Consider the following 24010-nt stretch of genomic DNA (forward strand, 5'->3'; position numbering starts at 1 on the left):
GGTCTCCGGTCCCCTGAGCTCCGGTCAGGAGACCTTCTCGTCCTCGTCCTCGAAGTCCTCTTCGTCATCCTCCTCGTTGTACCAGTCCTCCTTGTGGTCGAGGTCGATGTCGGAGTCAAGGTCGAACGAGCGGATCATCGGGACGGACACGGTGGACTGCTCGTGACGCACCGTCCAGGTGTTGCGGAAGAAGTCGAACTTCAGGTGATAGCAATCGTCGGACTCGGTGAAGAGGATCGGCGGGACGAGGAAGTGCGCCGCCCCGACGGTGGCTGCGGCGGTGATGAATTCCTTGGCGGGCCGGATGCCGGGACCGGCCTGGCAGGAGGCGAAGTTCACCGGTGTCAGCGACTCCTTGCCGAGGACGTGGATGCGGTTGCCCTCGACGACGAACATCTCCGGGTCGAGGACCACGTCCTGTCCGAGCATCAGGATCGGCGCCTGGTCGACCTCCGCCTTCGCCGCGTCCTGTGCGCGCGTGTACTCCTCGATGACCTCCTCGTTGCGGGCGGTGTCGAAATCGGGGTTCGCCACGTTGTCGCCGTCGCAGAAGTAGCAGGCGCAGGCGGGCATGTCCGCGGTGTTGGGCTCCTCCGGTCCGGGGAAGAGAACGGACTTGTCGAACGGTGGGACCGCCGACCCGCCACTCCTGCCCTGGAGAAAAGCGGGGATCCAGGCGCTGTCGTCGGCCTCGATCACCTCTGAGCGGCACTGGGCGCGGAACGCGGTGTCACCGACCTTGCAGTTGAAGTGGTCCAGCAGCGTGATCGCGGCGCATTCGGCGAGCGAGAGCCCGTCGCTCTTGGCGAACCAGAAGTCGTAGCCGTTCGCGACGAAGTGCACGTCGCGAAACCGCTTGTGGACGAAGGGTTCGCGGGAGGAACCGGGGACGAGGCCTCTCCAGTGCGCCTCGGCGACCCGGTTGTAGTAGGCGTCGGCGTAGCGGGAGAGTTCGGGTGCGAAGGCGCTCTCCCCGGTCAGGTAGCACGCCTTGCCGAACAGCGCACCGATCTCGGGATCGTGCTCGACGTCCGGATCGGTGAAGACGAGTTCGGTACGCAGGAAGACCTTGCGGCCATCGCGGTAGGGCGCGCCCTCGTGCTCGTAGCGCTGGTCGAAGACCACACAGGTGAAGGGCTCGATCTCCGTGAGCGAGGCACCGCCGGTGAGGTCGAGGACGGACTCGCCGGACCCACCGGTGAGGTACAGCAGGATCGTGTAGCGGGAGACGTGATGGCGCGCGGCGTCGTAGTAGGGGGTGTCGAGGTGGCGGTGGAAGTTGGCGTCGTCCGGCTCGAAGCGGTTGCAGCGGAACACCGGGTTCACGTGTGAGAAGCCGTCGAGCCGCTCCCGCGGCATGGATGCGGCCACCGCCGCGGTGAGCGCCTCGGCGAGGAGCGCCGAGTGGAAGATGAAGCGGTCGCCGCCGCGGGAGGCGGCGTTGAGGGGCGGGACGTAGAGGTCCAGCGAGTCGAGGTCCGCCAGGCGGGCGCGCGCGGAGTCCGGGAGCCGCATCGCGAACGAGTACGCGCCCTCGGCGAACTCCTGGCGCTCCGTGAGCCGGAGCTCCAGTCCGGCGTCCGCGAAGAGGTGGTCGAGGGGGAGGATGTTCTCGAACGTGCGAAACGACAGCTCGCGGGGGTCGACGAAGACGGCGGCCAGGTACGGCGCGGTATCGCTGGGCCGGGCGAACAACTCGCGCACATCGGCGTCGATGAGGTCTGCGTCGACGAAGCGCACCGACTTGAACCGCACGGTCGGATGCCAGGAGACGGCCAACCCGTCGATCGTCGTCGCGGGACCGGTGTCGACCTCATCGACCTGGGCGCGGTACCGGGCGACCTCCTCCTCGGGTGCCCGGTCTGTCGACAGGGCAAAGAACCGGTCGCGGAGCTCGATGCTCATACGCTTCTCCAATACATGCGCAGTGCGGCTGGGATGTGGGGGGCCGATGCGAGCAGTTTCGCGCCGTCGGAGCCGACGTCATCGGGGTTGAGCAGCATCCGCCCGAGCGAGCCGGCGAACGGGGCTTCGAGCAGGGCCCTCACCCCCTCCTCACCGATCCCGTTGTAGCGGAGGTCGAGCTCGGTCAGCCCTGCGAACCGGTGCAGTGAGCGCACCCCCGCGGCGGAGAGGGCGTTCCTCTGAAGATGCAGGCATCGGACGCCCCCGAACTGTGGGGACGCCGCGAGCGCCGCCAGGCCCACGTCACCGACGCGGCAGTAGCGCAGGTCGAGCGTCTTCAGCCGCCCCGCGGTGGTCGAGGTGGCCGGTGCCGTGACGTCGGTGGCCTCGCTGTGGAAGTACGCCGAGGCGGCGAGGGCCTGGGCGCCCAGCGTGCCGATGCGCTGGTAGGACAGATCGAGCTCGTCGAGTCGGCTGAGGTCGAGTGTCGCGAGGGTGCCGGACTCGAAGTTCGGGGCCGGTTCCGTCTCATCGCTGTCGGGGTCCGTGTCCCATTCGTCCGAAGGGACGTCGTTCCTCGACGTGATCCGCAGTGCGGTCACGAAGGGGCCTCGCAGGGCCCGGTCGACCGGCGCCGGTGCGCTCTCGGACCATTCGACGGCGATCTTCGTGGCGAATCCGTACCGGCGCTCCAGGACGGTCGCTTCCGGTGGCAGCCCCGCGTCCCAGCTCCGCCGGTGTTCCCGCACCAACTCCTCGATCTCCCGCCCCACGGCACCTCGATCGGCGGGGCGGGTTCGGGCACGGCTCTGTTCCAGGCGGATCAGTCTTCCCCGGGCGTCGCCCCGCTCACGAAGCCGGTCACTGTAGGAGAGCCACATCGCTGCATCACCGGGGTGGTCCCGTAATCTCTGTTCAAGAGTCGCCAATTTCACGCGCGGAACGCTAGCAGTGCCATGTGACACACCCAAACCACCGGCGGGGCCCCGCTCCGGCACACCGACGGCCCAGTTTGAGCCCTCTCGGTGCAGCCGCGGCCGGTACCGGGGCAGCGTCCCGGACGTCAGGAGCGAGCCGTACGGGGGCACGATCCTGCCGAGGATCTGCCGACGCCCCCACCACAGGTGGCCGGGGAAACCCATCCGCCGAGGTCCTGGGCGGGGACGGTCCGGGACGCCCCCGGGGCCGGAGCCGGGCGGGGTCACCCGAACAGCGAGGCGATCCCGTCGCCGAGGAGGGCGAGCAGGTCCAGGGCGCCCAGGTCGAGACGGGCGCCCGCCTCCAGGCCGGTGGCGAGGAACGCCACCAGGAGGATCGGCACCAGGACGCGCGGGAGCCGGCGGCGGGTGCGGGGGGCGAGGGGTGCGTCGTGCTCCTCCTCGTCCTCGGGGTCCAGCCAGGGGCGGTCCAGCCGGGCGACGTCGCGCCGCAGGTCCTGGACCTCCGCGTGGTAGTGGTCGCGCTCCTCGCGCACCCGCTGGAGTTCGGCGCGTTCGGCGCGGACGGCGGCGCGGGCGTCGACCACGTCCACACGGGCCCCTTCCGGGCCGCGGCGGGAGTGCCAGCGCTCAAGGCGGGCCAGGGGCAGGTCCGCGTACTGGGTGGGCCAGTTGTCGTCGGCCGGCCCCTCGTCGAAGGGGTCGTCGAACCCGGGCTCGGTCTCGGCCGCGTAGTCGAGGGGTTCGTTCCCGCCCCGGTTCCCGTTCTCCCCGTCGGCCGCGGCGACCACGCCGAGGGGCGGGGCGTCGGCGGGGGCCCGGAGTTCCGGGGCGGCGACGGGCTCGAGCGGGGCCGGAGGGGCGAAGTCCTCGGGGGGAGCGTCTGCGGGGAGGTCGCGGCGTTCGGCCGGGGGCACGGCGACCGTCCGCTCGTGCGGCTCCCGCCAGGCCGGGGGCTCCTGGGTCTCCGTGGCCTCGGGCACCTCCGGCGCCTCCCCCGCCCCGGGAGCCAGGGCGGCCTCCTCGGCCTCCCGGCGTTCGGCGGCGCGGCGCTGGGCGGCCCTCGCGTCCCGGTCGACGGCCCTGCGGAGGGTGCGGCCGAACATGCGCGGCCGCCCGGCGACCGGGGTCGGGTCGTCGGTGACGATCTCGCCCGCCTCGTAGTAGGCGGGCGGTGCCAGGGGGTCGCGGGCGGGAACCGGCCCGTGCTGCGCGTAGGGTTCCGGGGCGTCGAAGATCCCCGTCGTCCGCCGGTGTCCGCCCTGCGGTTCGCCCCCGTCCGCCTCCCCCGTCCGGAGGGCGCCGGAGGTCGACGGTTCCCCGGGCGCGGGGGCGATGCGGGGCATGCGGGCCCTGGGGGGAGCCTCGGCGGCGCCGTCGGGCCCGTCCACGGGCTCCGGCGCCTCGGGCAGGGGCTCGGGGTCGGACGAGGGCCAGAGCGCTTCGTTGGTCCGGCCCTGCGGGGCGTTCCCGTCCGGGTCGCGTCCGGACCCTGCGGCGGACCGCGCTCGTCCGGCCTCGCGCTCCGCGTCCGCGGCCCGGGCGATCTCCTCGGCGAACGCCCGGAGCGAGCCCTGTCCCAGCCGGGCACCGGGGGCGGGGCGTGCCGCTTCGGTGCGCTCGGCGGGCGCCCATGGCTCCGAGGGCGGGCGGGGTCCGGTCTCCTCCTCCCCCGGGGCCTCGGCCTCGGGGAGGTCCGGAAGGGGGATGTCGTCCTGCTCGGACGCGGTATCGAAGCTCCCGCCGCCGGCAGGGGCTCGGTCGCCGGCGGAGCCGCGTCCACCGTGCGGGGCGCGGTCGCCGCCCGGGTGCCGGTCGCGGGCGGAACAGCGGTCGCCGTCGGACCCCCTGTCCGCGTCGGCGTCCGGCGCACCCGTGAGGCCGTCCCCGCTCCCGGGTTCCGGTTCGCCGTCCGGCAGCGCCTCGGCCTCGGGGACGTCCTCCAGTCCGAGGTCGTCGTCGAGATCGCCGTATCCGGGGGCGCGGGTCTCGGCCGGGGACTCCGGGGCCTCCTCCCCGAACCCGCGCGGTGGCGCGGATTCCGGGGCTCTGTGCGCCTCGATCCCCTCCGCCGGTTCCGGGGACGCGGCGCCCACCCCCGCGTCGCACGGCGGGAGGGGGACGGCCTGCGGGGCCTCCGCGGGCACGGTCCGGGACGGGCGGGGGGACGGGGCGAGCCAGTCGGCCAGCAGGTCGCGGCGGTCGGCGAAGGTGGGGGCCTCCGGGATCCCCCGTTCGGCCAAGTGGGCGGCGAGCGCGTCCCCGCCCTCCTCGCGGAGCACGGCGACCAGGGCCTCGGCGGTCCTGCGGTGGTCCGGGGGCGGCGGGTTGAGGAACGGCGTCGCCGCCGGGGCCGCGGGCGGACCGAAGGCCAGGTGTCGGCCGTCGGCGGTGCCGAGCACGGGGTCGTAGGTGGAGAACGACCAGCTCCACCCTGCCGCCGGGATCGCCCGGGGCGGTGTGAGCACGTCGTGCAGCGCCCGGTGCATCCCCCACAGGAAGCGCAGCTGTACCGCCTGCCACAGGTCGGCGCGCTCCGGCGCCAGGGCGATGTGGACGGGCAGGTCGGGCCGTGCCAGGGCGGCGGCGACCGCGCCGACCAGGAGGGGTTCTCCGCCGACGGCGGTCTCGGCGGCGTGCCGGTCGCGGGTGCGCACGGCGCCGGGCGCGGCGGTGCGCTCCCAGGGCTCGGGGGCGGGCAGCGTGTCCATGGCGGCCCAGCCGGGGGCGGGCGGGCGGCGCTGCGCCGGGCGGGTGTTGGGGTTCTCGTGCAGCGCCAGGACGCGCGGCAGGGTCAGCCCGTACCCCGGGCCGACGATGGCCCAGGCGTGCGCGGAGCGGACGTCCCCGGGCCACCGGTAGACCAGGGCCGCCTGCCCGTCGGGGTAGGTGTGCGCCCACAGGGTCTCGGGGTAGTCGGCGGGGTCGGTGTCGGGCAGGGCGGACCGGTAGTCGGCGGTGAGCGCGGGGATGAGCCGGTCGCGCCAGGAGCGCAGTACGGGCTGCTCCGTCTCGGGCAGCGAGGAGGAGGCGGGACCGGGTCCGACTCTGCCGAGGAGGGTGGGTTCGGCCCAGGCGAAGTGGATCTGGTGGTACATGCTCTCGGGCAAGTCGCCCCTCCCACGGGTTCGCGGACCGAGGCGGCGCGGCCGCCCCGCCGCCACTAGGGAAGGTATCCGGTCATGGCTTGAGAAAAACCGTACACACAGTTTTATGTGCGCGTATGCGTACTTTGCCCCGGTCTTGTTGACCGGCCCCGGCCACGCCACCCCTGTCCCCCGCGGAGCCCCCGCCCCCGGAGCACCGCCTCTCCCGTCCCGTGGGCCGCCGCGCACCGGTACGGGGAGGCGCTGCCGCGCCGGTCGGCCCCCGCCCCGTCGGGCGCCCGACCGGCGGGCCCGGCGGCCCGTGGCCGCTACCCGGCGTCCGCCAGGCGCCCCCACTGCTCCGCGCTGAGCGTCAGGTCGGTGGCCTCGATCGCCTCGTTCAGCTGGTCCAGGCTGCTCACCCCCACCAGCGGCACGACACGCGGGTCACTGTCCATCAGCCACGCGAGGACCACCTGGTTGCGGGTGGCACCGGTCTCCCGTGCGACCTCGTCCAGGACCGCCAGCCGGGCCGGGGTCCCGGGGTGGTCGTAGACCGGGTCGAGCCCGGCGGCCTTCTCCGGCCTCGTGTAGGCGCCCCACAGCAAGGAGGTGTAGGCGACCAGCGTGTGCTCCCGGCCCTCGGCGGCCTCCTCCCGCACGAAGTCGAGGAGTTCGGGCGTGACGTGCATGTGCCCCGTGGAGGCGAGGGGCCGGTCGAACCGGGGCTGGAGGTAGCTGTACCGGTACTGGAGCACGCGGGGGCGCGGCCAGCCGTTGGCCTCGGTGACGGCGCGGGCACGCTCCAGCCGCCAGGTCCGGTGGTTGGACAGGCCCAGCTCGGCGACCGCGTCCTCGGCGACCAGCTTGGCGAACGCGCCCAGGGTCTCCTCCATCGGGACCGACCGGTCCTCGTGGTGGGCGTAGAGCACGTCGAGCCGGTCCACCCCCAGTCGCTCGCGACTGCGTTCGGCGGCCGTGGCGACGGCCGCCGCCGACAGCCCCTCCTTCGTCTCCGGCCCCGTGCCGGGCACGGTGGGCTGGGCGCCGAGCTTGGTCGCGATCACGACCTCGTCGGTGATCCCCCGCTCCCGGCGCCACCGGCCCAGGAAGGTCTCGCTCTCGTGCCCCTCGAACCCCTCCACCCAGAACTGGTAGCAGTCGGCGGTGTCCACGAAGGTGCCCCCGGCCTCGACGAAGCGGTCGAGCAGTGCGGCGGAGGTGGCGTCGTCGGTCTGGCTGCCGAACTTCATCGCGCCCAGGCAGAGGGCGCTGACGCTGCGGTCGCCGATGGTGGTGTGGCGCATCAGATGGTCTCCTCGACCGGTTCGGGGGTGCGTTCGGCGAGCACGCCGAGGTAGTAGTCGATCTTGTGCTGGATGACGGCCTGGCGGTCGCGCAGCTCGGCGATGCGCTCGTCCAGCCGGCGCTGGTGTCCCTGGAGCACCTCGACGCGGTCGGGGACCGTGTGGTCACCGGCGCGGACCAGCTCGGCGAAGTCGCGCAGGCGTGCGATGGGCATGTCGGTGTCGCGCAGGCAGCGGACCAGGTGGAGGAGTTCCACGTCGTCGGTCCTGTAGCGGCGGTGACCGCTGGGCGAGCGCTCCACGCGGCGGAGCAGGCCCGCCTTCTCGTAGTAGCGCAGTGTGTCCAGGGTCAGTGCGAACCTCTCGGCGACCTCGCCCGGCGTGTAGTAGTCCCTCATGTCGAGAAGCATGGGACCTGGAGTGCGCTCCAGGTCAAGGGGTTCCGACGAATTGCCGGAAAGTTCCCCGTGCGGGGGCCTTCCCCCCGGCCGGGGCGCTCAGCCGCTTCCGCCCCGGATCGCACCGACGACCGCGTCCGTGAGGTCGTCGATGATCTCCCGCTCGCTGACCTCGGGATGCTCCAGCCACCACTCCCCCGCGGCCTGCACCATGCCGACCACGGCGTGCGCCACGATCTGGGACCGCAGGCGGCTGCCGACCCGCGCTTCGGCGAGGAGCTGCTCGGCGAGCTCCTCACCGAGCCGGCGGACCATCATGCCCAGGTCACCGCGCATGCGGGAGTCCTCGGACGTGGCCCGGTCCATGAGGAACCGGTAGAGGTTGAGGTTCTGGGAGATCATCGACAGGTACGCGCCGACGGTGGCCCGCGCCCTCACCTCGAACCGGGTGTGCTGGTGCAGCTCCTCGCGGATGCGCTCGATGAGCGGGTCCACGTGGCGCCGGGCGAGGGCGCGGTACAGCCCGCCCTTGTCACCGAAGTGGCGGTAGAGGATCGGCTTGCTGATCCCGGCCTCGGCGGCGATGGCCAGCATCGACGCGTCCGGCCCGTCGCGCTGGATCACCCGGTCGGCGGCGTCCAGGATCGCGCGCCGCCGTTCGGGGTCGCGTCCCCGGCCCCCGCGCCCCCCGCGTGCCGGGGGGATCTCCGGGGCGGGGGTTCCGGAGGCGTCGGTGCTGTCGGTCGGCGCGGTCGAGCGCGGGTGTTCGAGGGCCACAAGGGTTCACGGTAGCGGTTCTGCGAGGTGGGAGGGCGGATCGACCGCTCCCCGGCTCAGGCCCGGAGCGCGATCCAGGTGGCGGCGGCGCGGGCCAGCGTCCTCCCGGTCCCGTCGAGGAGCGCGCTGGTGGTGTGGATCTTGCGCCCGTCGACCGATGCCAGGTGGCCCGCCACCACGTAGGTGCTCCCGATCCGCGGGGCCTCGTCGATCCGCACGGTGAACCGGCCGAGCACGGCGGGGCGGCCGACCACGTCGCTGGACCAGCCGCCGGGGCAGTCCAGCGCGGCCCACACCTGGACCGGTTCGGCGGCGCCGGTCCCGTCGTCCAGTCCGGGGTGCGGGGTCCAGGTGCAGGCGACGGTGTTCCCGGCACCGCCGGGGCCGGCGCCGGGGCGCACGGAACCGGCGAACAGGCGCAGGCCGTCGCCCTCGGCGCGCTCGGGGCCGCAGCTGTAGCAGCGCGGGAAGGGGTGCCCGGAGAGTCCGGCGTAGCGGCTCTCGGCCTCCGCGGCCTCGGCGAGCCCGATCGGGCCTCCCGGTATCCCGGGGGCTCCTGGCCCGCCGGGGAGGTCGGCGACCGCGGCCTCGGCGACCAGGTGGCCCGCCTGTCCCTCTCCGACCGCCGGGTCGGTGAGGCGGAGGCCGGCGGCGGGGTCGCCCTCCACCGCCAGGGGGTGGTCCAGGGGCGGCGGGGTGCGCAGGGTGACCTGGACGGCCGGCCCTCCGACGGCGGTGAGCCGTGCGGCGAGCAGACCCGCGGTGTAGCCGCCGTTGCCCGACCCGTCCGGCCCGTTGTAGGCGGCGGGGACGGTGATGGTGGGGGCGCCTTCGCCCGTGGTGGCGTTCATGGCGCCAGCGTAGACGTCGGATGAATCGGACCGTCAGGGCGCCCGCGGCCGGAGAACCGCCCGGCGCGCACACGGGCGGGGGCCGGCGCGTCCGGCCGGCCGGACGGGCATCACACGCACGGCCCCGCACGGGACGGCGGGACGGCACGGCGCGGGACGGGGTGCTCCCCCGGCCCGCGCCGACGCGTCAGTCCCCGCTCCCGGTCACCGACACCCCCGCGCCCGGGGACAGCGCCACCACGTCCACGTCACCGTTCTTGATGGCCTCGTACAGGACCGCGCCCTCCGGGCCGAGCAGGTCCACGAGCGACTGCATCGCCTCGGCCTCGGCGTCCGCCAGCTCCTCCCGGGCCTCCGCGGTCTGGATCTGCTCCGCGACCTGGTGGGCCTCGGTCATGGCCTCCCGGACGGTCTCCGGCGGCACGGGCCGCTGGAGCGTGAGCTGCGGGGCGCCCAGGTCGTCGCCGTCCTCGGTGGTGTAGGTGGGGCTGATGAAGAACGCCCCGCCGCCCATCTCGGTCACGTACTCGACCAGCAGCTCCCCGACACGGGACTCCCACTCCCGCTTCGCGTCGTCGTCGGAGTACAGGGCCTGCCACTCGAATTCCGCGCTGGCGTCGTCCAGGGCCCGGCGCAGCGGCTGCCCCACGTAGTCGCGGATCATCTCGTTCCAGCCCGCGTCCTCGTGGGCCTCGTACTTGGTCCCGACCAGCTCGTGCATCTGCTGGAACACGTCGCAGTCGGGGTTGAGCTGGAACGTCACGACGCCGGTGGAGGTCATCTCCAGGTTGTCGGCGGTGACGACCGTCTCCGAGGACATCTCCGCCTCGTCGCCGCCGGAGAAGGTGAACGTGCGCTGGCCGCCGGGGTAGACGTACACCTCGTCGCCCGGGCCGTAGTACTCCCGGTTCCCGGATTCGACGCACTGGTCGAAGGCGGTGGAGGAGAACAGGCCGGCGTTGTACTCCAGCCCCATCTCGTCGGGGTCCACGCTGACGGAGCAGGCGGTGAGGCCGAGTGCGAGGGCGGCGGTCGCGAGGACGGCGGTGGTGGTGCGGTTGGGGGTCATCGGGGGTCCTTAGGGGTGTCGTGGGAGTCGATGAGGTGGACCGCTCCGCCGCCGGCCGGTGTACCGGTCCGGTCGGCGGTCTCGTCGTGACGGCGGGCGGGGCGAGCGGAGCGAGCGGCGCGGGGCCCGGCGCGGCCCGGAGGGGGCCGCGGACAGGACCGGCGTGGGCTGTCCGCCGGGTGGGCTCCCCGCGCCGTGCGGCGCGGAGGGTGTCGTACTGCTCGCCGGTGTGTCGTCCGGTGGGGGTGCTCGTGCCCGCCGGAGGGCTCCCGGTGGTGTCGGGAAGGCCCCGGGCGGCCGTGTCCCCGTTCTCCGCGGGACTTCTACGATCCGCCGCGCCGGCCGCGGGTTCGGCGGAACGGGGACGGCCGGGCGCTGTGGCCGGATCCGGCCAGGGCGGGGTCGGTCGAACGGCGGGGGAGGCGGGGGCGCGACCGGCGGCGCCCGCTCGCCCCGCCGGGCGTGACCTGCCTCCGCCGCCGAGGGGCAGGCCGCGCCCGGCGGACGATTGTGCCTGGAAGATCCTGCTGTTACCGTTGGTAACACGCATTGACCGCCCCTCCGCCCCCGGAGGGTCCGACAAAGGATGTAAGCGCATGAGTGAGGCCCCCGCGCCCGCCTTCAGCCTGGAACCGAGCGAGGACGTCCGCGACGTCCGGGACTGGGCCCACGGGTTCGCCGCCGACGTCATCCGCCCCGCCGCGGCCGAGTGGGACGAACGCGAGGAGACCCCCTGGCCGATCATCCAGGAGGCGGCCAAGATCGGGCTCTACTCCCTCGACTTCTTCGCCAACCAGTGGCTGGAGCCGAGCGGGCTCGGCATCCCCGTCGCCTTCGAGGAGCTCTACTGGGGCGACCCCGGCATCGCCCTGTCCATCACCGGCACGGGGCTGGCCGCCGTCTCCGTCGCCTCCAACGGCACCCAGGAGCAGCTCTTCGAGTGGGTCCCGCAGATGTTCGGCAGCGCCGAGGACGTCAAGCTCGGCGCGTTCTGCTCGTCGGAGCCCGACGCCGGGTCCGACGTCTCGGCCATCAGAACCCGAGCCGTCTACGACCAGGCCAAGGACGAGTGGGTCCTGAACGGCGTCAAGACGTGGGCGACCAACGGCGGCATCGCCGACGTCCACGTCGTCGTCGCCTCGGTCGAGCCGGAGTTCGGTTCCCGCGGCCAGGCCTCGTTCATCGTGCCCCCGAACACCCCGGGCCTGTCCCAGGGCCAGAAGTTCAAGAAGCACGGCATCCGCGCCTCCCACACCGCCGAGGTCGTCCTGGACGACGTCCGGGTCCCCGGTTCGTGCCTGCTGGGCGGCAAGGACAAGCTCGACGAACGCCTCGCCCGCGCCCGCGAGGGCCGCAGCTCCAAGGGCCAGGCCGCCATGAAGACCTTCGAGGCCTCCCGCCCGAGCGTGGGGGTCATGGCGGTGGGCACCGCGCGCGCCGCCTACGAGTACGCGCGGGACTACTCCACCCAGCGCGAGCAGTTCGGCCGCCCCATCGGCGACAACCAGGGCGTGGCCTTCCTCCTCGCGGACATGGCCACCCGCATCGACGCCGCCCGCCTGCTGGTGTGGCGCGCCGCCTGGATGGCCCGCAACGGCAAGGACTTCACGAACGCGGAGGGCTCCATGAGCAAGCTCTACGCCTCGGAGACCGCCACCTTCGTCACCCAGAACGCCCTGCGCATCCTCGGGGGCAACGGCTACACGCGTGACTACCCGGTGGAGCGCTGGCACCGCGACGCGTCCATCTTCACGATCTTCGAGGGGGCCAGCGAGATCCAGAGGCTCATCATCGGCCGCGCCGTCACCGGCCTGCCGATCCGGTGACGTCCGTGCAGGTCGGAGCGCCGGTTCCCTCGGTGCGCCCCGGGTCGCGGACGGATGGTGTCGGGTGGGTGGGGAGGACGGGGTTACCGGGGTTTACCGGTCTTTCCCGCACGAGTGTTGCCGGTTCTGTTGCCGACAACAGGGGCGCGGAAGCCTGACCAGGGGGAGAAACCCTGGGCACGGTGGAAGGTGAGGCGGGGACACACCGGTCCGAGGAGTCCTGCCGCCCACCGTCCCCTCTCCTGCCTGTGCCGGTGGGACACCGGGGAAACGGCCCCAGCCGGGGGATGGCTGGCCTGCCGTCTCAGGCTTCACCGGCGATCCGCAGCGCCAAGGGGAAGTCACCTCGACCGGACTCAGCAGGACGGTGGAACACGGGAGCGGCCCCCGCGTCCGGGGAAGGGACGCGGGGGCCGGTCGCTGCCGGGCAGGCCCCCACCCGTCGAACGCACGCTCGGAACGGCGTGCTCATCGAAGGCCGGGCACCAGGAACGGGCCCCTCACGCGGCAGCGCGGGAAGCCTCCACCTCCCCCGCCGGGCCGTACGCCGGCGTCTGGCGGGTGAGCCCCCACGTCAGCAGCACACGCCCCACGGTGCGCACGCGGGCGGGGACCCGGGTCTCCAGGAACCGGCCTGCCGCGAAGTAGGCCACGGTGACGGCGCCGGACACGACCGGGGTCACCACCTCGGCCAGGGACCCCTCGGGGATGACGATCCCCCGTGAGCTGGCGTGGTGGACGGCCGCGCCGACGATGACGCCGACGATGACGGGAATCAGGGTGCGGATGTTCGCGGGCAGGTTCATGGGCTCCCTCTCAGGGGTGTCGAAGGGGGCGGAGCGGCGCACCACGCGAAGCGGTTCCCCCTCGGCGGAGCACCGGCACACGCACCGCCCGAAGGCGGTACCACTACCGGTACAGGCGGTTCGGGCAAACGACAAGGAGCTGGTACGCCCGGTAGCGGCCCCCTGAGGTGCGGTTGTTCCCCTCGGGAGGACCTCCGCAGCGGCCGACACGGCGGACGGCCGGGGGTCTCCCGGGCGGGCGCACCCGCGCCCGGCGTCCCCCGGCGAGGCCGCCCCGCCACGCGTGGGCGGCCGTCGCCCCGGCGCGCTCGGGACCGTCCCCGCCACGGGAACACCGAGGGGCCGGGGCCCCTGGCCCCGACCCCTCTCCGTCCGTCCTCCTCCGGCGCCTCAGACGCGGTCCTCCCCGCTGTGCTTCTCCAGGAACGTGTAGACGTCGTGCTCGTCCACGCCCGGGAAGGTGCCCGAGGGCAGGGCCGACAGCACGTGGGAGTGGGCGCGGGCCGACGGCCACACGTTGCCCTCCCAGCGGGCGGCCAGGTCCGCGGGCGGGCGCACGCAGCACTCGCCGGTGGGGCAGTTGGACTGGGTCCGGTTGGTGGTCTCCCGTCCGCGGAACCAGCGCGACTCCTTGTAGGGCACGCCGAGGGTGATGGCGTAGTTGCGCTCCCGGCTCGGGTCCACGTGCGCCACGCACCAGTGGGTGCCGTTGGGCTTGTCCGTGTACTGGTAGTAGATCGAGTAGCGGTCCGGGGAGGCGAACACCTGGCGCCCCGACCACTGGCGGCACATGCGCTGGCCCTCGATGGCGCCGGTCTCGTCGGTGGGGAAGACCAGGCCGTCGTTCTCGTAGGCCTTGTAGATGATGCCGGTCTCGTCGTTGCGGATGAAGTGGCAGACCAGGTCCAGGTGGCGGTGGGCCAGGTTGGTGAACCGGTGGGCCGCCATCTCGTAGGAGACCGAGTAGACGTCGCGCAGGTCCTCCACCGAGAGGTCGCGTGCGTGCTTGGCCTCCTGGAGGTAGGTGACGGCGGTGCTCTCGGGGATGAGGACGGCCGCCGCGAAGTAGTTGGCCTCGACCCGCTGGCGCAGGAAGTCGCCGAAGTCCCGGGGCTGGCCGTGGCCGAGCACCACGTGGCCGAGGGTCTGGAGGAGGATCGTGCGCGGGCTGTGCATGCCCAGCGTGGTCTCGCGCTTGAGGTAGATCCGCCGGTTGACGTGGTCGGTGAGGGAGCGCACCGAGCGGGGCAGGTCCTGCACGTACCTGAGGCTGAACCCGTGGTGCGTCGCGATCGCGAGTATCTGCCCCTGGGAGAGGGCGCCCGCGGTGTAGTTGACGGCGTCCAGGGTCTCGGTGGCGGCCTTCTCGATCTGCTCGAAGTAGTTGCCGCGCTCGCGCATCTGCCGGCGCAGGTCGGCGTTGGCCCGCCTGGCCTCCTCGGGGCTGGCCGTGGGCTTGGCGTGGCGCCGCTTGAGCTCGTCGTAGAGGCCGACGATGTGTTCGAGCACGTCGTTGGGGACCCTCTTGCCGACCTTGAGGTGGGGGAGGTTGAGCTCCTGGTAGAGGGAGTCGCGCTGGGCCTCCTCCACGGAGATCTCCAGCTGCGCGCGCCGGCTCGGGGGCTGCTTGGAGAGGAGTTCCTCGACGGAGACGCCGAGGGCGGAGGCCAGGGAGGTGAGGAGGGAGAGCTTGGGCTCGCGCTTGCCGTTCTCCAGCAGGGAGAGCTGGGAGGGGGCCCTGCCGACGCGTTCTCCCAGGTCGGAGAGGGTCATACCTCGCGCGCGCCGCAGATGACGGAGCCGCTGACCAAAGGTGACGAGATCTAGGTCACCTGTCAAAGACGGTATTTCTTCAGCACCAAAGTACGCCATGGGTTCATCTTACGGAAAGAATCGCTGATCTTCGCACGATTTCAAGTGGAAAAGCTCTGGAACTTCACCAAGAATCATAGTTACCGGCGGGGAACATACGCCCAGGGCTCAGCCCCTGGTCCTGGCAGGAACTCCCTCGACCGGTGCGAACACCTTGGGGACTACACGTAAGGCGGGAACGAACATGGGCACCAGCGCTCGACGTCAGGAAGCCAGCGCCGAACTCCAGCGCGACTGGGAGACCAACTCCCGGTGGGCCGGTATCGAGCGCACCTACTCCGCCGACGACGTGGTCAAGCTCCGCGGTTCGGTCACCGAGGAGCACACCCTGGCCCGCCGGGGCGCCGAGCGCCTCTGGGACCTGCTCCACACCGAGGACTACGTCAACAGCCTCGGCGCCCTCACCGGCAACCAGGCGGTCCAGCAGGTCCGCGCCGGCCTGAAGGCCATCTACCTCTCCGGGTGGCAGGTCGCCGCCGACGCGAACCTCTCCGGCAGCACCTACCCGGACCAGAGCCTCTACCCCGCCAACTCGGTCCCGGCCGTGGTCCGCCGCATCAACAACGCCCTGCTGCGCGCCGACCAGATCACCTGGTCCGAGGGCGACGACACCGCTCCCGAGTGGCTCGCCCCGATCGTGGCCGACGCCGAGGCCGGCTTCGGCGGCGTCCTCAACGCCTACGAGCTGATGAAGGGCATGATCGCCTCCGGCGCGGCCGGCGTGCACTGGGAGGACCAGCTGGCCTCCGAGAAGAAGTGCGGCCACCTGGGCGGCAAGGTCCTCATCCCGACCGGCCAGCACGTCAAGACCCTGAACGCCGCCCGCCTGGCCGCGGACGTCGCCGGTGTCCCCTCCCTCGTCATCGCGCGGACCGACGCCCAGGCCGCGACCCTGATCACGAGCGACATCGACGAGCGCGACCGGCCCTTCGTGACCGGCGAGCGCACCGCCGAGGGCTTCTACCGCTTCCGCAACGGCGTGGACGCCTGCGTCGCCCGCGGCCTGGCCTACGCCCCGCACTCCGACCTGCTCTGGATGGAGACCGCGACCCCCGACCTGGAGGTCGCCCGCGACTTCGCCGAGCGCATCAAGGCGGAGTACCCGGACCAGATGCTGGCCTACAACTGCTCGCCGTCCTTCAACTGGAAGCGGCACCTGGACGACGCGACCATCGCGAAGTTCCAGCGCGAGCTGGGCCACATGGGCTACAAGTTCCAGTTCATCACCCTGGCGGGCTTCCACTCGCTCAACCACTCGATGTTCAACCTGGCCAAGGGCTACGCCCGGAACGGGATGACGTCGTACGTCGAGCTCCAGGAGGCCGAGTTCGCGTCCGAGGCCGACGGCTACACCGCCACCCGCCACCAGCGCGAGGTCGGCACCGGCTACTTCGACGCGATCAGCACGACCATCTCCCCCGAGGCCAGCACCACGGCTCTCACCGGCTCCACCGAAGAAGACCAGTTCTCAGCGGCTCACTGACCTGGTCTTCGTTCCCAGGAGTCCGTCCCTCCCCGCTTTCGTGGCTGGGGCGGGGCGGGACGGACTCCGCCCCCTGGCCGTCGGCCGTACGCGGTCCGTGTCACACGCGTATGGCCGGCGGCTTGTCCGTGTCCGGTTTCGGGCGTCCTCCGTCGCGTATTCGCACACGCGTCGCTTTGGCCGCCCGCCGTACCGGGACCTAGGCTGGCGACCGCGCGGGGTCGGCGCCCGCCGGCCCGCCACAAGACCAGGAGGCACCCGTGAAACTCCTCGACCCGCTCCTCGCGACCCTTCCCGTCCTGCGCCGCGTCCTCGCCGTGGGCGCCCTGTCGGCGTTCGTGGTCCTGGGCACCGCCGCCTGCGACGACGTCCTGCCGGACGTGGACACGGAGCAGCAGGACGACGGCGACCAGGACGACGGTGACCAGGACGACGACGGTGACGACCAGGACGGCGACGGCGACGACCAGGACGACCAGGACGACGACGGCGAGAGCTGACACCGGGGAGCCCCGTCCCTGAGCCCCCCGGTCACGCGTCCGGCGCACAGCGCGTAGATTGCGACGCGTGACCGACAAGACCCGAGCACCGCACACCGCCGAGGACGCGGGGACGCCGTCCTCCCCCACAGCACCGCCGGAGCGGGGCCTGCTGCGCTGGGAGGTCGTGTGCGTCCTCGCGCTCTCCCTGGGCGCGTCCGCGGTATCGGCGATCATCTCCTTCGCGGGCGTGCTCACGGCTCCGGGGGGCCTGGCCGAGCAGACCGCGAGCCTGGTGAACCCGCGCGCCGACGCCCGCCCCTGGCTGGACCTGTCCCGCCAGCTGTACGCGCTGGTCTTCTCACTGGCCCCGGTACTGCTGGTGGCCTACCTCATGCGCCGCTCGGGGGAGTCCTCCCGCACGATCGGCTTCGACGTGCGCAGGCCGGGCTTCGACCTGGGCACCGGCGCCGGTCTGGCCGCGCTGATCGGCGCGGGGGGCCTGGCCGTGTACGTGGTCTCCTGGAACCTGGGGCTGACCCTGACGATCGTGCCCAGCACCCTGGAGGGCAACTGGTGGGACGTGCCCGTCCTCGTGCTCCAGGCCGCCAAGAACGGCGTCCTGGAGGAGGTCATCGTCGTCGGGTACCTGCTGCACCGGCTGGGCCAGCTCGGCTGGGCGCCGTGGAAGGCGGTGCTCGCCAGCTCGGTGCTGCGCGCCTTCTACCACCTCTACCAGGGGGTGGGCATGTTCTTCGGCAACCTGGTGATGGGGCTGGTCTTCGGCTGGTTCTACCTGCGCTACGGGCGGGTCATGCCGCTGGTGGTCGCGCACACCGTCATCGACATCGTGGCCTTCGTCGGCTCCGTGTACCTCATCGGCCGGATCGACTGGCTTCCCTTCTGAGCGCGCGGTCCCGGATGGCGTCCTCCAGGTGGCCGGGTCTGCCCAGCAGCAGGCCCACACCCAGGTTGACCGCGACCAGGGCCACCACCAGCAGCAGCGGGGCGTGCCAGCCGCCGCTCGCCTCGTGCAGCAGGCCGAACAGGAAGGGGCCGGCTCCGCCCATCAGGTAGCCCAGGCTCTGGCTGGAGGCCGACAGGGCGGCCGTGCCCGCGCCGGTGCGGGTGCGCAGCGCGAAGGAGGTCAGGGCGAAGACGAAGCTGCCCATGCCGATGCCGACGAGGGTGGTCCACACCCACACCCCCGAGAGCGGGGAGAACCACAGCCCGGCCAGGCCCGCGAGGTAGGCGGCGGCGAACACGACCACGAACGGCCGCTGGTCGCGGAGCCGGGTGAGCAGGGTGGGCAGCACCAGGGACATCGGGATGCCCAGGACGGTCAGGTAGGACAGGGCCAGCCCCGCCGTCTGGGGGGACATGCCCTGGTCGCGCAGCATCTGCGCGTACCAGCCGAACATGATGTAGGCCACCGAGGACTGCGTGCCGAAGTACAGCATGGCCTGCCAGCCGATGCCGGTGCCCAGCACCTGGCGGAAGCCCAGCGCCTGGGAGGGGTCCCCGGGGGCGGGCTCGTGGCGCAGCGCCAGCAGCCAGGGCACGGCGGCGACGACGCCGAAGAGGGCGTAGGCGCCCAGGGCGATCCGCCACTCCCCCGTGGACTGCTCCAGGGGGACGGTGGAGGCCGCCGCGATGGTGGTGCCCAGGGCCAGGGCGGTGGTGTACACCGTGGTCATCAGGCCGACGCGGTCGGGGAAGTGCTGCTTGACCAGGGCGGGGAGGATGACGTTGCCGACCGCGCCGCCGGAGAGCGCCACGGCGCTCAGGGCCAGGAACATCCAGGGCTCGGGCACCAGCGCGCGGGTGGCGAGGCCGACGGTGACGGCGGTCAGCGCGTAGACCAGCAGGTGGTGCTCCCCCAGGCGGCGGGCCAGGGTCGGGGTGAGGCCGCCGAAGAGGGCGAAGCACAGGACGGGGAGGGTGGTGAGCAGGCCGGCGCCGACCGCGGTCATCCCGAGTCCGGCGGTGACCTCGCCGAGCACGGGGCCGACGCTGGTGATCGCCGTGCGCAGGTTGAGGGCGGCGAGGGCGATGCCGGCCGCGAGGAGCAGGAGGACGGCCCGCGGCGGGCGGGCGGGGGCGGTCGTGCCTGCGGGGGGACCGCTCGTCACGGGCGTGTGGGGCGCTGATCCGGCGCTCATGGAAGGCGACTCGCAGATTCGTAGGATGACCGGATGTACTTCATGAGGATAACGCATTGCCGTTCGAGGCCAATTCCCGACGGTAACTGGTCTAAGCTCCGGCCTTAACCGTTCCGTACCTGTGCGCTGGCCCTGTCATCCGGCGACCCGCCCCTAGGAGGTAAACGCGTGCCCCTCGCCTCGACACGCCGGACCGGTCTCGTAGACCAGGTCATCAGTCAGTTACGAGCGCAGATCGACTCGGGTGAATGGGGCGTCGGCGACCGCATCCCCACCGAGTCGGAGCTCTCCGACCAGCTCGAGGTGGGCCGCAACACCGTGCGTGAGGCCGTCCGCGCCCTCGCCCACGCGGGCCTGCTGGAGATCCGCCAGGGTGCGGGCACCTTCGTCCGCGCCTCCAGCGAGCTCGGCGGCGCGCTCCGGCGCCGTCTGGAGCGCTCCCGCCTGCGGGAGAACCTGGAGGTGCGCCGCGCGCTGGAGGTGGAGGCCGCCAGACTGGCGGCCCTGCGCCACAGCGACGAGGACATGGCCGACATCGACCGCGCGATGGCCCTGCGCGAGGCCGCCTGGCGCGACCGCGACATGAGCGCGTTCGTGGAGGCCGACTTCACGTTCCACCGCTCGGTCGTCAACGCCACCCACAACACCCTGCTCATCGACCTGTACGACGACATCGCCCAGGTCGTGTACGCCAGCATCGCGCACACGGCGTACGAGCAGAACGACGGCGCCACGAACCAGCCCTCGTCCGAGACCGACGGCGTGGACCACTCGAAGCTGACCGAGGCCATCCGCTCCGCGGACCCGGCGGCGGCCGCCCGGGAGGCCACCTGCTACATCGACGAGCTGCTGTCCCTCACCGAGGACTGACGCCCCGGACGCGCGTCGCCGGCGCCGCCGCGCGGGGCGGGAGCCCGGGCCGGTCCGGAGAGGACGGGTCCGGGCACGCGGACGGGGCTCAGTCTCCCCGGTAGGCCTCGCCCACGGCCGGGCGCGGCCCCACACGGGGTCGCCCCGCCGCAGGGTGGCCCTCGGCCGCGAGCGACGCGGTGTCGCGGCGCACCGCCCCCAGGGCCCGGGAGCGCCCCGCGGCGGGCCGGCTCCCGCTCCCGGCGGCCCCCTCCCAGCCCGAGACCCGCGAGGGGTCCAGGCCGAGCAGGTCCAGGGTGCTCTCCCCCGCGTACACGGCGTCGATGATCTCCTGCTCCCGGGAGAGGCTGCTCATGGTCTCGGCGATGATGGCGCTCACCTGCCCCCGGGGCAGGCAGACCACGCCGTCGTCGTCGGCGACGATCCAGTCGCCGCGGCGCACCGGCAGGGGCGCCGGGCCGCTCGCGGTCATGCTGATCTCCCGGCCGACGGAGCCGCCCGCCTCGTGGCCCGCCTCGCGGACGGCGACCCCGGCCCCGAACACGGGGAGCTCGCAGCGCGCGATGGCGGCGATGTCGCGGACGCAGCCGTCCAGGACGATGCCGCTCACGCCGCGGGTCCGGGCGGCCACGGCGAGGATCTCGTCGACGTAGCCGTACTCGGACTCCCCCGCCACGTCCACGACGAGGGCGGCCCCGGGCGGTGCCTGGGCCACCGCCACGTGGAGGGCGAGGTTGTCCCCCGGTGTACAGCGCACCGGGAAGGCGGTCGCGGCGAACGCGGCCCCCGGCCAGACCGAGAACAGGTGCGTGCCGAAGGGCCGGCCGCCGCAGCGGGCCAGTGCCACCGTTCCCACAGCCGTCAACGTCTTCGCAAGCGCCACGTCAGCCTCCCACTACACCCGCGCCCGGTGCGGCCGGTTCGGACCGACCTCCTCCATACTCACGGGTAACTTAAGCGTGACGCAAGCCATACGTGGCGGAAACACGTAAAAATGCTACCGATGGTTACAGATGAGCCCGAAGCGCACGCGGCCTCCCACCCTGCGTCACGCACAGGGCCGGCCCCGACCGGGCCCTCGCCTGGTCGGGGCCGGTCGGCCCGGACGGCCCCGCTCAGCCGGGGAACCACTCCACCGGCCGCTCCCCGCCCCTGCGCTCCTTGCGCACGGACAGGTGGTCCCAGGTCTCCACGTAGCCCACGCCCGGCGCGGACCGCACCGACTCCAGCGCCTCCACCAGCTGGCAGCGGTCCGGGGCGGTGAGCGTGCCGATGATGTCGTAGCGGCCGAAGCCGCTGGCCATGAAGGAGACGCGGGGCATGTTCGCCAGCGCGGAGCCCAGCGCCTCGGCGTCGCCCCGGCAGCGCAGGCCGAAGCCCAACTGCTCGTTGGCCCCCACCGCCGACGGCTCCACCAGCGCGGTCACGTGCACCACACCGGAGTTCAGGAGCCGCACGACCCGCGAGCGGGCCGCCGCCTGCGACAGGCCCACCTGTCGGGCCAGGTCCGCGTACGAGGCCCGGCCGTCCTTCAGCAACTGCCGAACCAGACGCCAGTCCAGGGCGTCCAACTCGATGTCGCGCAGTTCCCGCACGCTGCTGTGGGCGTCCTTGAAGACGGCGTTGGCGCGGAAGACCTCCGCGCCCTCCACCCCCGGCAGCGAGCGGAGGTCGGCGAGCTCCTTGGTGAGGGCTCCGTCGTCGGCCACCCGCACCTGCGCGACGGCCGGGAACCTCCCGGCCGACTGCGCCGCGAAGGTCACCGCCTCGCGCTCGCCCAGCGCCTCCAGCAGCGGCCCCACGGGGCCGCTGACCCGGAACGACACATGACCGAGGACCTCCATGCCCACGACTCCGGCGTGCAGCACCCCCACGATCCGGATCGCCCCCGACTGGACCAGCTGGCGCACTCTGGCGCGAACCGCCGTCCGGGACAGGCCGACTCCGTCGGCCAGCGCCTGGAACGTCGCTCTGCCGTCCCCCTGCAACGCGCGCATAAGCGCGGCGTCAACCGCATCAAGCACGATGGTGCCTTTCGTTCCCATGACGCCGCCCTTCCCCCGGACGACGCCCCCTCCTGCGGCCAGATCATCGCAGCTGTGGAGCCCGTTCACTACTGATCGCGAAAGAAATCGGTTGATTCACCCCTTTGATCGGCCCGAAAGCATCATCCAATCCCCCAACCACGGCGTCGGGACCACATAACAGACTTGTATAGAACATCCCTCTTGAGTGAGTAGTCGTGCGCACAACTCTCACAAAGCGCCACACTGAACTTGCGGACCCTCGCACACCGCTCCGGCAGGGCACACGTGCCCCGGGGCGGGAGGCGTACCGCACCGAGCGTCCGACGTGACGGGCGCCGCCGGGGAGGGTTCCCCGCGGCCCCGCCGGACGCGGACCCGACAGGGGCCCGGACACGGAGCCGGGCCCCGGGGCGTGACCGTCGCGCGGCGAGGGCGACGGGGGACAACCGAACGGGGCGGACCCAGCCGTCCCGATGCTGGAGAGGAATCGTCGGTGGCAGCGGAGGACGATCAGCGGGACGAGGCGCCCGCGCGCCTGAGTACGGGGCGGGCGCTGCTGTGGACCGCGGCGTCGGTCCCCCTCCCGGGCCTGGCCCACCTGCGCATGCGGCGCAGGGTCGCGGGGGCGGTGATCCTCGGCCTGTACCTGGCCGGGATCGCGGCCCTGGCCTTCTCGGCCTGGCGCATCGGCGCACACGAGTCGGGGGCCATGGCCCTGCTCGCCGGAATGGCGGTCCAGAGCCGCTGGCTGCTGGGCGCCATGGGCCTGGTGTTCGTGGCCGCGGTCCTGTGGCTGGCGGTCGTCCTCCACTCCTGGACGATCACCAGGCCCGCGGGGATGCCCTTGGGCCGGCGGCTGCTCAGCGGGGCCGTGGTGCTGGTCCTGTGCCTGGCCATCGCGGCGCCCTCCGCGCTGGCCCTGCACGGCGGGTACACGGCCCACGAGACCCTCGCCGACGTGTTCAGCGGCGACGAGGACCCCGAACTGCCCCCCCACGACGCGGCCGACCCCTGGAACGGGGCGGAGCGGGTCAACGTCCTGCTGATCGGCGCGGACTCGGCGGACAACCGCTACGGGGTCCGCACGGACACCATGATGGTCGCCAGCATGGACCCCGAGACCGGCGACGCCGTCCTGGTGGGCCTGCCCCGCAACCTGGAGAACGTGCGGTTCCCGGAGGACAGCGCCCTCGCCGAGCGCTACCCCGAGCCGTACGGCTTCGACCTCCTCCTCAACGACGTGTACCAGACGGTGGCCGAGGAGCCGGACGAGCTGGCGCTCAACCCCGTCGTGGGAGACCCGTCCGCCGACACCCTCAAGAAGGTGATCGGCTACAACGTCGGCCTGGACATCGGCTACTACGCGATGGTCGACATGATGGGCTTCCGCGACCTGATCGACGCCATCGGCGGCGTGCAGGTCCGCATCGAGGAGCCGATCCCCTACGGCGTCCACGGAGGGGTCCTGGAACCGGGCCTGCGCAGGCTCGACGGCCACGAGGCGCTCTGGTACGGGCGGTCCCGGGTCAACAGCGACGACTACGGGCGGATGGGCCGCCAGGGCTGCCTGATCAAGTACGTCACGGAACAGGTCGAGCCGACGACGATCCTGACGAGCTACCGCAGGCTCGCGGGCGCCACCAAGCGGACCCTGAGCACGGACATCCCCCAGAGCAAGGTGCCCGCGTTCATCGAACTGGCCGACCTGGTCACCGACACCGGGCGGATGAGCACGTTCCAGCTGTCCCCGCCCCAGGTCAACACCGCCAACCCCGACTGGGACGAGGTCAGGGACCTGGTCGCCGAGGCGATCGCCGCCGGGAGCGGGGAGACCGACGACATGCCCGACGAGACCTCCCCCTCCGCCTCGCCCGAGGAGGGCGGCGAGGCCGCGGAGGAGGCCGCCGGGGAGGGCGACGACCGCACCGAGTGGCAGGAGTACACCGGCCTGGACGAGGAGGAGCCCGCCGACCCGGGCCGCCAGGTGGGCTCGGAGGCCACCGACCTGAACACGATCTGCCCCTGATCCGACCAGGCGCGGGGGCGCGGCCGGGCGCCCGGCCGGCCCCCCGCGCCCGCGCCGGCCGCGGGGGGGGGCGGCCGCGCGCCCCCCCCCCCCCCCGCCCCCCCCCCCCCCCCCCCACCCCCCCCCCC

The 24010-nt window shown here is 72.9% G+C and carries 19 protein-coding genes; 6 read left to right on the forward strand and 13 right to left on the reverse strand.

The genetic code is table 11. The features are described from left to right. Window positions 1–24: 24 nt before the first annotated feature. The 8 genes from ACWGL3_RS05910 to ACWGL3_RS05945 all read right to left on the reverse strand — a co-directional run bounded on the left by ACWGL3_RS05910 (window position 25) and on the right by ACWGL3_RS05945 (window position 10331). On the reverse strand, window positions 25–1905 hold the full coding sequence (locus ACWGL3_RS05910; protein WP_267945376.1) for a hypothetical protein: 1881 nt from the start codon (window positions 1903–1905) through the stop codon (window positions 25–27). Then, the gene (locus ACWGL3_RS05915; protein ID WP_267945377.1) at window positions 1902–2678 is read right to left on the reverse strand and encodes a leucine-rich repeat domain-containing protein; all 777 of its coding nucleotides are present in this window, start codon (window positions 2676–2678) and stop codon (window positions 1902–1904) included. Before ACWGL3_RS05915 ends, ACWGL3_RS05910 begins: the two co-directional genes overlap by 4 nt. A gap of 428 nt (window positions 2679–3106) precedes the next feature. Beyond that, window positions 3107–5953: a hypothetical protein gene (locus tag ACWGL3_RS05920; RefSeq protein ID WP_452460946.1), complete on the reverse strand. Its 2847-nt coding sequence runs from the start codon at window positions 5951–5953 to the stop codon at window positions 3107–3109. A 305-nt stretch (window positions 5954–6258) separates the two neighbouring features. Beyond that, the gene (locus ACWGL3_RS05925; protein ID WP_267945379.1) at window positions 6259–7236 is read right to left on the reverse strand and encodes an aldo/keto reductase; all 978 of its coding nucleotides are present in this window, start codon (window positions 7234–7236) and stop codon (window positions 6259–6261) included. After that, complete coding sequence (locus tag ACWGL3_RS05930; RefSeq protein WP_267945380.1) at window positions 7236–7634, reverse strand: MerR family transcriptional regulator; 399 nt, start codon at window positions 7632–7634, stop codon at window positions 7236–7238. The genes ACWGL3_RS05925 and ACWGL3_RS05930 overlap by 1 nt, the downstream gene beginning before the upstream one ends. Before the next feature lie 99 nt (window positions 7635–7733). After that, window positions 7734–8411 carry a TetR/AcrR family transcriptional regulator gene (locus tag ACWGL3_RS05935; protein WP_267945381.1) on the reverse strand — a complete coding sequence of 226 codons (678 nt, stop codon included), beginning with the start codon at window positions 8409–8411 and terminating at the stop codon, window positions 7734–7736. A 56-nt stretch (window positions 8412–8467) separates the two neighbouring features. Beyond that, a complete protein-coding gene (locus tag ACWGL3_RS05940) occupies window positions 8468–9262 on the reverse strand; it encodes a hypothetical protein (protein WP_267945382.1) in 795 nt (264 codons plus the stop codon). 187 nt (window positions 9263–9449) lie between these two features. Further along, window positions 9450–10331, reverse strand: a complete 882-nt coding sequence (locus tag ACWGL3_RS05945) for an SPFH domain-containing protein (RefSeq protein WP_452460947.1) — start codon at window positions 10329–10331, stop codon at window positions 9450–9452. A gap of 596 nt (window positions 10332–10927) precedes the next feature. Between ACWGL3_RS05945 and ACWGL3_RS05950 the strand changes: the two genes are divergently transcribed. Continuing rightward, on the forward strand, window positions 10928–12157 hold the full coding sequence (locus ACWGL3_RS05950; protein WP_267945384.1) for an acyl-CoA dehydrogenase family protein: 1230 nt from the start codon (window positions 10928–10930) through the stop codon (window positions 12155–12157). Between the two features lie 500 nt (window positions 12158–12657). Here ACWGL3_RS05950 and ACWGL3_RS05955 read toward each other — a convergent pair whose 3' ends face one another. Beyond that, the gene (locus tag ACWGL3_RS05955) at window positions 12658–13008 is read right to left on the reverse strand and encodes a hypothetical protein (RefSeq protein WP_267945385.1); all 351 of its coding nucleotides are present in this window, start codon (window positions 13006–13008) and stop codon (window positions 12658–12660) included. A 345-nt stretch (window positions 13009–13353) separates the two neighbouring features. Beyond that, on the reverse strand, window positions 13354–14802 hold the full coding sequence (locus ACWGL3_RS05960) for an XRE family transcriptional regulator (protein ID WP_267945386.1): 1449 nt from the start codon (window positions 14800–14802) through the stop codon (window positions 13354–13356). Window positions 14803–15019: 217 nt separating this feature from the next. Here ACWGL3_RS05960 and aceA point away from each other — a divergent pair, with 217 nt between their 5' ends. The 3 genes from aceA (at window position 15020) to ACWGL3_RS05975 (ending at window position 17704) form a co-directional block, all read left to right on the forward strand. Beyond that, window positions 15020–16318: an isocitrate lyase gene (gene aceA / locus ACWGL3_RS05965; protein ID WP_267945387.1), complete on the forward strand. Its 1299-nt coding sequence runs from the start codon at window positions 15020–15022 to the stop codon at window positions 16316–16318. Between the two features lie 260 nt (window positions 16319–16578). Continuing rightward, entirely contained in the window at window positions 16579–16818 is a 240-nt protein-coding gene (locus tag ACWGL3_RS05970) for a DNA primase (RefSeq protein WP_452460948.1), read from the forward strand. 67 nt (window positions 16819–16885) lie between these two features. After that, complete coding sequence (locus ACWGL3_RS05975) at window positions 16886–17704, forward strand: CPBP family intramembrane glutamic endopeptidase (RefSeq protein ID WP_267945389.1); 819 nt, start codon at window positions 16886–16888, stop codon at window positions 17702–17704. Here the strand turns inward: ACWGL3_RS05975 and ACWGL3_RS05980 are convergent. Next, window positions 17673–18959, reverse strand: coding sequence for a CynX/NimT family MFS transporter (locus ACWGL3_RS05980; RefSeq protein WP_267945390.1), 1287 nt, complete (start codon window positions 18957–18959; stop codon window positions 17673–17675). The two genes, ACWGL3_RS05975 and ACWGL3_RS05980, sit on opposite strands and share 32 nt — an antisense overlap. 168 nt (window positions 18960–19127) lie before the next feature. Between ACWGL3_RS05980 and ACWGL3_RS05985 the strand changes: the two genes are divergently transcribed. Continuing rightward, a complete protein-coding gene (locus ACWGL3_RS05985; RefSeq protein WP_267945391.1) occupies window positions 19128–19829 on the forward strand; it encodes a FadR/GntR family transcriptional regulator in 702 nt (233 codons plus the stop codon). 88 nt (window positions 19830–19917) lie between these two features. Here the strand turns inward: ACWGL3_RS05985 and ACWGL3_RS05990 are convergent, their stop codons facing one another. Further along, the gene (locus ACWGL3_RS05990; RefSeq protein WP_267950433.1) at window positions 19918–20685 is read right to left on the reverse strand and encodes an RraA family protein; all 768 of its coding nucleotides are present in this window, start codon (window positions 20683–20685) and stop codon (window positions 19918–19920) included. 259 nt (window positions 20686–20944) lie between these two features. After that, the gene (locus tag ACWGL3_RS05995) at window positions 20945–21853 is read right to left on the reverse strand and encodes an Lrp/AsnC family transcriptional regulator (RefSeq protein ID WP_267945392.1); all 909 of its coding nucleotides are present in this window, start codon (window positions 21851–21853) and stop codon (window positions 20945–20947) included. A gap of 496 nt (window positions 21854–22349) precedes the next feature. On the opposite strand from ACWGL3_RS05995, the gene ACWGL3_RS06000 reads away from it, so the two are divergent. Beyond that, entirely contained in the window at window positions 22350–23882 is a 1533-nt protein-coding gene (locus tag ACWGL3_RS06000) for an LCP family protein (RefSeq protein ID WP_452460949.1), read from the forward strand. Window positions 23883–24010 lie beyond the last annotated feature (128 nt).

Source organism: Nocardiopsis sp. NPDC055824 (assembly GCF_053616335.1).

Bases quoted from the DNA above. Each gene is read 5' to 3' on its own strand.
- ACWGL3_RS05925 (WP_267945379.1), bottom strand. From the start codon at position 7,236: ATGCGCCACACCACCATCGGCGACCGCAGCGTCAGCGCCCTCTGCCTG.
- ACWGL3_RS05930 (WP_267945380.1), bottom strand. From the start codon at position 7,634: ATGAGGGACTACTACACGCCGGGCGAGGTCGCCGAGAGGTTCGCACTG.
- ACWGL3_RS05940 (WP_267945382.1), bottom strand. From the start codon at position 9,262: ATGAACGCCACCACGGGCGAAGGCGCCCCCACCATCACCGTCCCCGCC.
- aceA (WP_267945387.1), top strand. From the start codon at position 15,020: ATGGGCACCAGCGCTCGACGTCAGGAAGCCAGCGCCGAACTCCAGCGC.
- ACWGL3_RS05950 (WP_267945384.1), top strand. From the start codon at position 10,928: ATGAGTGAGGCCCCCGCGCCCGCCTTCAGCCTGGAACCGAGCGAGGAC.
- ACWGL3_RS05910 (WP_267945376.1), bottom strand. From the start codon at position 1,905: ATGAGCATCGAGCTCCGCGACCGGTTCTTTGCCCTGTCGACAGACCGG.
- ACWGL3_RS05945 (WP_452460947.1), bottom strand. From the start codon at position 10,331: ATGACCCCCAACCGCACCACCACCGCCGTCCTCGCGACCGCCGCCCTC.
- ACWGL3_RS05980 (WP_267945390.1), bottom strand. From the start codon at position 18,959: ATGAGCGCCGGATCAGCGCCCCACACGCCCGTGACGAGCGGTCCCCCC.